Source organism: Nocardia sp. NPDC056100, from assembly GCF_042266325.1.
GTDB lineage: Bacteria > Actinomycetota > Actinomycetes > Mycobacteriales > Mycobacteriaceae > Nocardia.
In genome coordinates, this window is the sequence record NZ_JBHJVY010000001.1 from 64,133 (window position 1) to 75,108 (window position 10,976).

The 10,976-nt window shown below is 67.1% G+C and carries 10 protein-coding genes; 6 read left to right on the forward strand and 4 right to left on the reverse strand.

Annotated features, from left to right (window positions below; translation table 11 throughout):
- Positions 1 to 65: 65 nt before the first annotated feature.
- Entirely contained in the window at positions 66 to 1,289 is a 1,224-nt protein-coding gene (locus ACFC0O_RS00315; RefSeq protein WP_375952224.1) for a site-specific integrase, read from the forward strand.
- A gap of 15 nt (positions 1,290 to 1,304) precedes the next feature.
- Here ACFC0O_RS00315 and ACFC0O_RS00320 read toward each other — a convergent pair whose 3' ends face one another.
- The 3 genes from ACFC0O_RS00320 to ACFC0O_RS00330 all read right to left on the reverse strand — a co-directional run bounded on the left by ACFC0O_RS00320 (position 1,305) and on the right by ACFC0O_RS00330 (position 4,930).
- A complete protein-coding gene (locus ACFC0O_RS00320) occupies positions 1,305 to 2,021 on the reverse strand; it encodes a hypothetical protein (RefSeq protein ID WP_375952226.1) in 717 nt (238 codons plus the stop codon).
- 69 nt (positions 2,022 to 2,090) lie between these two features.
- The gene (helR, locus tag ACFC0O_RS00325) at positions 2,091 to 4,256 is read right to left on the reverse strand and encodes an RNA polymerase recycling motor ATPase HelR (protein ID WP_375952229.1); all 2,166 of its coding nucleotides are present in this window, start codon (positions 4,254 to 4,256) and stop codon (positions 2,091 to 2,093) included.
- Positions 4,257 to 4,399: 143 nt separating this feature from the next.
- A complete protein-coding gene (locus ACFC0O_RS00330) occupies positions 4,400 to 4,930 on the reverse strand; it encodes an SRPBCC family protein (RefSeq protein WP_375952232.1) in 531 nt (176 codons plus the stop codon).
- A gap of 118 nt (positions 4,931 to 5,048) precedes the next feature.
- Between ACFC0O_RS00330 and ACFC0O_RS00335 the strand changes: the two genes are divergently transcribed.
- Together ACFC0O_RS00335 and ACFC0O_RS00340 are read left to right on the forward strand one after the other, a co-directional pair.
- Complete coding sequence (locus ACFC0O_RS00335) at positions 5,049 to 5,819, forward strand: hypothetical protein (protein WP_375952235.1); 771 nt, start codon at positions 5,049 to 5,051, stop codon at positions 5,817 to 5,819.
- 17 nt (positions 5,820 to 5,836) lie between these two features.
- Positions 5,837 to 6,352, forward strand: coding sequence for an AAA family ATPase (locus ACFC0O_RS00340; protein WP_375952237.1), 516 nt, complete (start codon positions 5,837 to 5,839; stop codon positions 6,350 to 6,352).
- Positions 6,353 to 6,532: 180 nt separating this feature from the next.
- Here ACFC0O_RS00340 and ACFC0O_RS00345 read toward each other — a convergent pair whose 3' ends face one another.
- Complete coding sequence (locus tag ACFC0O_RS00345) at positions 6,533 to 7,222, reverse strand: hypothetical protein (protein WP_375952240.1); 690 nt, start codon at positions 7,220 to 7,222, stop codon at positions 6,533 to 6,535.
- Between the two features lie 165 nt (positions 7,223 to 7,387).
- Between ACFC0O_RS00345 and ACFC0O_RS00350 the strand changes: the two genes are divergently transcribed.
- From ACFC0O_RS00350 to ACFC0O_RS00360, 3 genes are read left to right on the forward strand one after another with little or no spacing between them, the layout of a single operon-like run.
- Positions 7,388 to 8,503, forward strand: a complete 1,116-nt coding sequence (locus tag ACFC0O_RS00350) for an ABC transporter ATP-binding protein (protein WP_375952243.1) — start codon at positions 7,388 to 7,390, stop codon at positions 8,501 to 8,503.
- Between the two features lie 29 nt (positions 8,504 to 8,532).
- Positions 8,533 to 9,897 carry an ABC transporter substrate-binding protein gene (locus tag ACFC0O_RS00355; RefSeq protein ID WP_375952246.1) on the forward strand — a complete coding sequence of 455 codons (1,365 nt, stop codon included), beginning with the start codon at positions 8,533 to 8,535 and terminating at the stop codon, positions 9,895 to 9,897.
- Positions 9,894 to 10,742 (forward strand): metallophosphoesterase family protein, encoded by an 849-nt coding sequence (locus ACFC0O_RS00360; protein ID WP_375952248.1) that lies wholly within the window; start codon positions 9,894 to 9,896, stop codon positions 10,740 to 10,742. The genes ACFC0O_RS00355 and ACFC0O_RS00360 overlap by 4 nt, the downstream gene beginning before the upstream one ends.
- Positions 10,743 to 10,976 lie beyond the last annotated feature (234 nt).

Here is a 10,976-nt window from a genome sequence, read left to right on the forward strand (position 1 = left end):
CGCGCGCCCGACCTTACTGTCGTGCGTTCCGGGGCGGACACGGACCGGTGCCGTAGGGTCGATTCATGGCCGAAGGGCGGGAAGCGCAGACCGAACAGCACGGTGGGGTGATCGCCGTACCCGATGCGGTGCGCACCGAACTGCGGCGCGGAGTGCGCAGCGTGCTGGTGGATACCGCTGCGCTGCACCTGGTTCGGGAACGCTTCGACGATGAGCAGGCCGGATCGCTGCGGCGGTATCTCGAGGCGTCACAGTCCGCGAATACGCTGCGGGCGTATCGCACCGACTGGATCGCGTGGGCGGCCTGGTGTGTGGCCGAATCGCGGCAGGCGCTACCCGCCGATGCGCTGGATGTGGCGGTGTATCTCGCTGCCGCCGCCGACGCACGCCGTCCGAATGGTGAATGGGCTTTCAGCGCAGCGACTCTCGAACGCAAGTCGGCGGCGCTGGCGGCGGTGCATGCCGCCAATGGCCTGCCCTCCCCCACGCGCGCCGATGTCGTGCGCCTGACCCTGCGCGGTATCCGCCGTACTCGGCGCACGCAGCCCAAACGCAAACGGCCGGTACTGCTGCACACCCTCGATCAGCTGCTGGCCGAACTTCCCGAACCCGGCTGGCCTACCGAACCCGCGCGTCGTCGCGACACCCTGCTCCTGCTCGTCGGATTCGCGGGGGCACTGCGCCGCAGCGAGATCGCGGGCATGGCGATCACCGATGTGCGGGTCGACACCGATCACGCCAGCGGTGAACCTCTGCTGCTGATTCATCTGCCCACCACCAAGACCGACCCCACCGGTATCGCCGGACAGCGGGTGGTGCTGCCGCGAGGGCAGCGGCCGCACACCTGCCCGGTCTGCGCGTTCGCCGATTGGATTCGACTCCGCGAGATACACCTCGCCGATCCGGCCGCGCTGCCCGCATGGCTTGCCGAGCATCCCGCGGACTCGCGTATCCATCGCTGTCACGGGTTCACCGGGACCACCCTCGTCGAACCGAATGTGCCGCTCTTCCCGTCCATCTCGCGGCACGGCGGCATCTCCGACTCCCCCATGTCCGGGCGTGCGGTGGCCGAACTCGTCAAGCGTTATGCCGCCCGCGCGGGATTGGACCCGGATCTGTTCTCCGGACACTCCTTGCGCGCCGGTTTCGCGACCCAGGCCGCGCTGGGCGGGGCGAGCGATCGCGAAATCATGCGGCAGGGCCGCTGGTCCAACCCGCGCACCGTGCACGGCTACATCCGCACCGCGAACCCGTTGGAAGACAACGCCGTAACCAAACTCGGTCTCTGAATCGGGTGCGCGGCGCTATTTCGTGCGCACAATTCGGCTGACGCCATTGTCGAATTCGGCGACTATCCGCGAGATATCGCCGGGGCGTTCCGGATCGAACCACACCACGACTTCGGTATCGATCGCGATCGGTTTGGCCGGAACCTGGTAGGCGGTCGGGGTCAGCCATCGCTCGGTGCCGTTGTCATCGATGAATCGGACGGTCAATGTGGCGATCTTCGGGTTGGGGGTGGCCGGGAAGTCTTCCAGCCCAGTGGAAGTCACCACGCCGCGGGTGCGGGTTCCGCGCTCCCGAACCCCCGCCGCGACGGTGCGGCGGTGCGTCCGGTGCAGTTGGGCGAATACCGCCACGGTCAACAGCAATACGGCGAAGGCCAGCAATCCCGTACCCAACCGATGGGATAGGCGCGTACCGCCCGGATCGGACAGTACGAGGCCGGACACCGCCGACACCGCGAACAGGTATTCCACCGGACCGACGGTGCGCGCGAATCCCGCTACCGCCGTGCGCGTTCGCCACGCGCTCACGACGATCAGGCCGATCATCAGCACCCACAGCGACGGGATCAGCGCGGCCAGCCACACCGGTTCCGGCCCGATGCGCGGGGCCGAATAGGCCAGCAGGCCACCGGAGAGCATGCCGGCGGCCATGAAGATCGCCTGCTTCACAACCGATGGCCCGGTGCGCGCGCCACGCCGCTCGGCGAGAGACCGGGGCGGGACTGTGCTCATCCGCCCGAGACTAGCCGACCGTCCGGTTCAGCAGTCCCGCCATGTCAGTCCCGCCCATGGGGGCACCGGTCAACTGGTGAGGATCACCAACTGACGGGTGGCCCTGGTCATCGCGACATAGCGGTCGACCGCTCCTTCGATGCCCTGGCCGAAGCGCTCCGGATCGATGAGCACGACCAGATCGAACTCCAGGCCCTTGGCCAGCTCTGGGGTCAGCGAACGGACCCGGGCGGTGCCCTCGAACGCCGGATCGCCTATGACACAGGCGATTCCCTCATCGTGTTCGGCGAGCCAGTCGGACAGGATCGTGTCCAGATCCGCGGTGGAGCCGTGCACTACCGGCAGACCGCTGCTGCGAATCGAGGTGGGGACGTTCGCATCAGGCAGCGCGGCGCGAATGACCGGGGCGGCCTCGGCCATGACCTCCTCGGGGGTTCGGTAGTTGATGCTCAAGGGCGAGACGGTGATTCGGTCGAGGCCGACGCGTTCCAGACGTTCCTGCCAGGTTTCGGTGAACCCGTGCCTGGCCTGAGCGCGGTCGCCGACGATGGTGAAACTGCGAGAAGGGCAGCGCTGCAACAGCATCTGCCATTCGGCATCGGTCAACTCCTGCGCCTCGTCCACCACGACGTGGGCGAACGGGCCCGCCAGCACGTCCGGATCGGTGGTGGGCAGGGCGCTGCCGTCGACCAGATTGTCCTTGAGATCCTGCTGGCGCAGCATGGTCATCAGGCCCTCGCCGTCATCGTGGACGGCGGAGGCGATCAGGTCGCCGATGACATCGTCCATGCGCGCCCGCTCCGCGGCGACGGTCGCCGCGTACTGGCGTTTGCGGCGGGCCGCATCCGGATCGCCGAGCCGCCGGCGGGCGGCGTCGAGCAGCGGCAGGTCGGAGACGGTCCAGTTCTTGGCGTCCGTGCGCTGTAGTACGCGGACCTCGTCGGCGGTCAGCCATGGTGCGCATTTGCGCAGGTACGCGGGAACGGACCAGAGATCACCGACCAGATCGGCGGCTTCGATGATGGTCCACGAGTTATTGAGGGCGGTGCGCAATTCACGGTTGCGCCACAACGACTCTCGCAGCGCGCCCGCCGGAATGTCGTCGTCGTGTTTATCTTTCAGGATCGCGCACAGCACATCCCAGATCTGCTCGTGCGCTTCATTGTGCGGGGTGCCGGGTTCTGGGGCCTCGAACGCTTCAGCCCAATCGTCGGTGCTGAGCCAGACATCGGCCCAGTCGGTCGAGACCGTCATACCCTTCTTCGGCGGTTGTTCGTAGAACTCGACGGCGGTCTCGATGGCGCGCACCAGGTTCGCCGAGGATTTCAGGCGGGCGACCTCGGGATTCGATTCCACGGCCGCGGTCGCGCCCTCGGTGACCAGGTCGCGCAGCGTGCAGGATTGCACGCCTTCCTCACCGAGATTGGGCAGGATGTCGGCGACATAGGACAGGTAGGGACGGGACGGGCCGACGAACAGCACGCCACCCCGGCGATGCTGCAGACGCGGATCGGCATACAGCAGATACGCCGAACGGTGCAGGGCCACAACGGTTTTACCGGTACCGGGACCGCCGTCGACCACCAGCGAGCCACGTGATCCCGCACGGATGATAGCGTCCTGATCGGCCTGGATGGTGCCGAGCACATCGCGCATGCGCGCCGAACGGTTGCTGCCCAGGCTGGCGATGAACGCGGACTGGTCATCGAGGGTGGCGTTGCTCTCCAGGCCGTCGGCGGTGAAGACCTCATCCCAGTAGTCGCTGATGCGGCCCAGGGTCCAGCGGTAGCGGCGTCGGCGGGTCAGGCCCATCGGGCGGCCGTGGGTCGCGGCGAAGAACGGTTCGGCCGCCGGGGAACGCCAGTCCACCAGCAGGCGCTCACCGGCGCTGTCGGTCAGGCCGAGGCGGCCCACGTAGACGGGTTCGGGATCGCCCTCGCGGACGAAATGGCCGAGGCACAGGTCAAGGCCGAAGCGGCTCAGGCCGCGCAGGCGGCCGGTGAGCTGGCGGACCTCCTGATCGCGCTCGACCGCCTCCTGGCCCAGTGAGACCGGGGCCTTGCGGATGGTGTCGAGACGATTGGTCAGGTCCGTGATCGATTGCTCGAGGCTGTCGGCGATGGCGGCGAAGTGTCGCCGGTCCTCGGCGATCAGGGCCGGGTCGGCTTTGGCGGCCAGCCGCTCGGGCAGGTTGAACGCATCGACGGTCAGCGGATTCACGTCAGTCGCACCCATTCACAACTCCTCATATCCGCAGGTTCTGACTTCGATGAGCGATTCTGCGGCATCACCGGGGTCTTGCCGCAAGCCCCGGGGTGCGATATAAGTTGAGAGTGGGAAGGAGTTGTTCTCCTTCCTTTTTTTGTTTTCCCGCTGACTCAGGCTTGCGCTTCGGCGTGTGCCTTGAGGGCTCGAAGCGTCTCCGGTATGCCGTGCAGGGCGTGATTGTCCCGAGTCTGACCGAGAGGTCCGGACCAGCGCAATAGCCGGTTGAATGCGGACGTGTAGGACCAATCGCGGTATTCGGTGACGAGTGTGCCCTCGGGGACCGGCGCGAGGCGGTAGCCCCAGCGCGGGCCGACGATGTGCACCTGGAACTCGAAGTGTGTGAGCGGTTCGGCGACCGTGATCTCACACGGGGTTGCCCACAGCACCGGTCCGATGCGGTTGAGGCCGACGAACCACGCGCCTACTCGCGGTCCCGAATCGCGGATGTAGCGGCCGCGCCGATTCTCCGTGCTCCACCGCCCCATGCTGGTGATATCGGTGACCAGGTCCCAAAGCTGTTGTGCCGGTGCGTCGATGCGGATCGTCATCGCATCGGTCATGCCGTGATCGGTGCGGGTGCGGATCACGCCTTCCGGTGGTCGCAGAAATCGCTGAACCGTTGCTCGTGTCTCGCCGGGCATAGCCACCCCTCACTGTCTGGGACAAATCTCAGGCTAGCCCTGAATCCCGCACGGACGCAATGCCACTCACCGTGACGTGCCATCCGGTGCCGTCGCGCCCGCCGCTATGCTCTCCGCCATGGGGAGAAATTCCGCAATATGCACTGTTTTCGCCGCCACCATGATCGTCGCGGGTTGTGACAACGTCAGTGGTCTCGACACCGACCCGCCGAAACCGGCTCCGAAGACGACGACCAGCACCGCGGCCCCGGCGACGACTCCCCCGGCTGCTCCCACCACCACGGTGACCCCCGCCACCGCGCTGTTGCCCTGCCCCGATAAGGATTCGGGCAGGCCGCTGCCGGACTGCACACTGCAATCGTCCGACTCCGCCGATCTCACCTTCACCGTGCGGCGCACCGGAGCGGGCGATAACGGCACCCTCACCGTGGCCATCACTACCCCCAATGGCGTTGCCGCGCAGACGATCACCGAAAAGGGTGTGGATGCCGCCCACTCCCGCCCCGAACTGATCGACACCGATGCCGACGGTCGCGAAGAGCTCATCATCCCCCTCGCCACGACCCCGTCCGGCACCCGCTACGCCGTCTACCACGCCACCGGCACCGCCACCGAATTCACCCGCAGCGGCGAATTCACCGGCACCGCAATCGATTACTCCCCCGACGGCTTCACCGTGACCTCGGCCGACCTCCCCGCCAACAAGGGCCGCACCCACACCTTCTGGACCTACGAATCCGACAAACTCGTCCCCGCCGCCACCGTAGAAGTCCACACCACCCCCAAGGAATGCATCCTCTCCACCCCCACCACCCTCTCCCTCACCCCCTACGCCACCAATTCCGCCGCCCGCACCCACTTCTGCGCCCAACCCGCCGCCACCAACTGATCTGCCACCATGACTGAGTGGCCGAACTCCTGGTACTCATCAACGGGCTGCCCGGTTCCGGCAAAACCACCCTGGGCGGCCCCCTGGCGAAGGCCCTGAACGCCCACTTCCTCTCCAAAGACGCCGCCAAAGAAGCCTTTTCACCTCACATGGCCGACCACTCGACCCTGGGCAGCACGGCCATGACGGCGATCTGGGCCCTGGCCCGCGCAATCCCCACCACCGTCGTCATCGACTCCTGGTGGTTCAAGCCCAGAGACCTGGCCTTCGCCCAAGCAGGCATCGAGCACTCCCGCGCAACCCACGCGATCGAAGTCTGGTGCGATATCCCACCCGCCCTCGCCAAACGACGCTACGAAAACCGCCACCGCCCAGCCTTCTACCAAGACGCCGAGCGCCTGGCCCAGGACTGGGATCTCTGGGCCGCCCAGGCAACCCCCTTGGGCCTCACCCCAACCGTGTTCGTAGACACGACAACCCCGGTGAACCACCTTCACCTCACCGAACGAATCCGCGAGGCGGCCGCCCGCTGAATTGAGCTCGGGTGAGCAGTCCTCGCGCGCGACGTTGCGCTACATCGAGGACTGCCGACCCTCCCCGGGTGCTGCCGGCATGCCAGCTGCCGACAGCGGACTCATCCTCCCGCGTGCGGGAGACGTATGCCCAGAGACTTACCCATGGCTCCACTCATACGTTTTCGTTTGGGGCCGTGGCTATTTGGCGGGGGTGAAGGGGGTGTTGATGGTGGTGAAGTATTGGGCGGCGGCGAGGATGGCTACCGGGGCGGTGATGAAGAGTTGGCCTACGAGGGTGCCGAGGAAGCCGATTACCGAGAGGCCGGCTATGCAGCCGACGATGGCGCCGGGGAGGGCGCCGAACATGGCGGAGAGGGCGCCGGTGAGGGTTGCGCCGGTGGCGCCGCCGATTAGGCAGCCGATGGCTGCGCCGGCGATGCCGCCTACGGCGGTGCCGATGGTGGCGCCCGCGCTGATGGTGGAGGCGAGGCGGTTCCAGGCGGCCTGTTCGCGGTCGTATTCGGTCTTCCAGGGGGCCTGGTTCTCGTATGGGAGGGCCACGGGCTGGTAGGTGGCGTGGTCGAGGTCGAAGCGGGGGGTGAGGGTGGCGCGGTGGTCGGCGATTTCGGCGGTGATGGGGAAGGTGAAATCGTCTACGCGGAAGGACAATTCGGTGCCGCCGAGGACGGTGCCGTCGGTGGCCTTGATCTTGAAGACGCCATTGTCGGCGGTCATGGTGCCCGCGTCGGTGCGGATGACGGTGGCGGTTTCGGTATTGGTGGCGGTGAAGTTGACGGGGGTGGCGTGGTCGGCCTGGGCGGTCGCGGACGCGTCCAGGACTGCCAGGGTGGTGGCCAGTACGGTCACGGTGGCGGCGAGGGTTCTCATCTGTGGCTTTCTGCTGCGGGATCCGATGCGGCGCTGTCGGTTCGCGCCGGGATTACCGTGGCCGAGACGCGAGGGCGGCAGGCGGTGAGGTAGCAACTGCTTTCGGGCGATCGTCGTTTTCTATCGCCCGGGTCGGCGGTGGCGCGGCGCATCGAGACTGAGCGCATGGCTCGAGTACAGATCGACGCGGTATCGAAAGAATTCGGTGCGCACCAGGCGGTGCGGGAGGTGACCCTCGATATCGCCGATGGCGAATTCCTGGTGCTGCTCGGACCCAGCGGGTGCGGTAAATCCACCCTGCTGCGCCTGCTCGCCGGACTCGAATCCCCGACCGCCGGAAGGATTCTGCTCGACGAACGGGATATCACCGAGATGTCCCCGCAGCGCCGGGATCTGGCCATGGTGTTCCAGAGCTATGCGCTCTACCCGCATTTGACGGCGGCCGGGAATATCGGGTTTCCGCTCAAGTCGCGGCGCGAGTCCAAGGCGCGCATCACCCAGCGCGTCGAGGAGGTGGCGGCGGTGCTCGAACTCGGCGCACTGCTCGATCGCCGCCCGGCAGCACTCTCGGGCGGGCAACGCCAGCGAGTAGCTCTGGCGCGCGCCATGGTTCGCGATCCCGGGGCGTTCCTGATGGATGAGCCGCTCTCGAATTTGGACGCCGCACTGCGCAGCGCCACCCGCGCGGAATTGATCGCACTGCATCAGCGCCTGGGCGCGACCTTCGTCTACGTCACCCACGATCAGGTCGAGGCCATGACCATGGCCTCCCGGATCGCGCTGATGAACGCCGGTCGCATCGAACAGGTCGGCACGCCCGAGGAGCTCTACGATCGCCCGCGGTCCACTTTCGTCGCCGGGTTCCTCGGCTCACCTCCGATGAATCTGTTTCCCGCCGAAGCGATCTCGCGCGACGGTGAACTGCACGTGCAGGCCGACGGCATTACCGCACCGCTGGGTCTCGAGGCCGACACCCACGCGGGCGTCACCGCCGTCACCGCGGGCATCCGCCCCGAACGCCTGCGCATCGACCCCACCGGCCGTATCCACGGCCGGGTCCGCATGGTCGAGAACCTCGGCAGCGAGGAACTCGTGCACATCGACGTCGGCGCGCACAGCCTGTGCGCCCGCCTCCCCCGCCCCGCCGGCGTGCGCCGCGGCGATCAGCTCACCCTGCGCGCCGATCCGGCCGATATCCATCTCTTCCACCCCGATTCCGGTCTGCGCCTGCGCTGGCAGTCCGACGCCCTCTCGTCACCGGCCGCCGTGCCGGTGTCCTGACACCTCTCATCGAACCCAGGAGAATCATCGTGAAACGCACTCTGCCCCGGCTGGGCCTGATGTGCGCCGCCGCCGTCACGCTCAGCGCGTGCGGACTGGGCGGCAGCACCTCCGGCGACTCTACCGCCGCGCAAATCCCGGAATTGCGCTCCGATCAACAGGTTTCGATCGTCTTCGAGTCCTACAACTACGGTCTCGCCGGGTCGTGGACCGATACCTTCAACACCCTCATCACCGATTTCGGCCGCAAATTCCCGAATATCAAGGTGACCGCGCAGAAGCCGCAGGGCAATAGCCCCAACCCGGCCAGCGACACCATCTCCAGCATTCAGAATCAGCTGGTGGCGGGTTCACCGCCGGATGTGGCCCAATTGGGTTTCAGCGACCTGGATTTCACCGTTCATCAGTTGCAGGCCAAGCCTCTGGACGTGCTGGTCGGCAAGGATGAGGTGAAGAACAATTTCGAGGGCACGCTGCCGTTCGCTCCGCGCGCCCGCACCCTCGACGATTGGGACGGGCACACCTACGGCGTCCCGTTCGTGTTCTCCACCCCGGTGCTGTACTACAACGCGAACCTGTTCGCCCAGGCCGGACTCGATGCGAGCAAACCCCCTGCCACCTGGGCCGAGGTTGGTGACGCGGCCCGCGCCATCGCGACCCGCACCGGTCAGGGCGGTGCGTACATCGACTGCCTGACCAAGAGCGCCAAGGACTGGTGCTTCCAATCCATGGTGCGCTCCAACGGCGGTCGCGTGGTCTCCGAGGATCGGCGCACGCTGGGTTTCGCCGATGACGCCGCGGTCCAGGTCACCAAGATGGCACAGGATCTGGTGAACACCGGAGCCATGCCGAAGCTGAATCAGAAGCAGGGTTACGAGGCGTTCGCGCGCGGCGAGATCGGCATGATTCTCGAAACCAGCGCCATTCAGGGCACCTTCGTCGCCGGTGCGAAGGATAAGTGGGATCTGCGCTCGGCCACCATGCCGCGCTTCGGCGATAAGCCGGTCGTCCCCACCAATTCCGGTGCGGGACTGCACATTCTGTCGTCTGACCCGGCCAAGCAGCGCGCCTCGTGGGAACTCATCAAATTCCTGACCAGCGCCTCGGCCTACACCACCATCTCGCAGAACATCGGCTATCTGCCGCTGCGCACCGGCCTGCTGGACAAGAACAATGCCCTGTACGACTGGTCGCAGAAGAATCCACTGCTGGCCCCGAATGTCGCGCAGTTGGCGGCGATGGAGCCGTGGGTGTCGCTGCCCGGCAATAACTATCTGCAGATCCGCGACGGCATGATGGACGCCGTCGAATCGATCGTCTTCCAGGGCAAGGATCCGCAGTCCACGCTCACCGCCGCCCGCACCGAGGGCGCCAAACTGCTGCCCGCCTCATGAGCGATCTCACCGTAATCCAGCTCTCCGACACCCATATTCGCCCGGCGGGCGAACCGATTCCCAACGGCGTGGACAGCTACGCCAATCTCACCCGGGTACTGGATCGGCTGCGCGCGGCGGGCGGGCGCATCGACGCGCTCGTACTGTCCGGCGATCTCACCGATAGCGGGGACGCGGCGTCCTACCGCCGCCTGCGCGAGGCGATCGAACCCGCCGCGGCCGAACTCGGCGCGCAGATCGTCTATGTCATGGGCAATCACGATGAGCGCGGCGCGTTCGGCACCGAACTGCTGGGCCTGGGGCTCTCCCCGGACCGACCGCACGATTGTGTGCGCGAAGTGGCGGGCCTGCGCATCATCGCCCTCGACAGCACCATTCCCGGCCGCCACGACGGCCGCCTGGAACCGTCCCAATTGCAGTGGCTGGCAGACGAACTCAGGACACCCGCACCGCGCGGGACCCTGCTGGCCGTGCACCATCCGCCGCTGCGCTCGGCATTGGCGGCCGCGCGCATCCTGAAACTGCACAACACCGATGACCTCGCCGAGGTGGTCGCGGGCACCGATGTGCGGATGATCATCAGCGGGCACCATCACCTGACCAGTGCGGGTTCGCTCGCGGGCATTCCGGTGTGGATCGGACCCGCGGTGGCCTATCGCATCGACGCCATGGCCGCCGCCGGACGCCAGCAGGCCACCGACGGTTTCGGTTTCACCCGGATCGACATCATCGGAGACGCCTTCGTGGCCACGGCGGTGGAGGTCACGCCCGCCACCCAGCTCTACGACCGCGACGAGGCGGCGGAGCTGGCCCGCCTGGCCGTCCTGACCCCGAACCATCGGTGACTCGTGTTCGTCATCGATACCCGCGCCGAGATCGGCCCGGTCGAACCCGACAGCACGGCGGGGAGCATCGAATCCAGTGCAACGAAGCATGATTCGACGCCTGCTGGTTCACCGGGCCGCGGCGAGGGCGGTGGCGGCGGCGGGGGCCCCCCCCCCCCCCCGGGGCGGCCGCGCTTCCCGGGGCGCCGCGGCCGCCCCGGGGGGCCGGACCGCGCCCGCGGCCCCGCGCGGAGC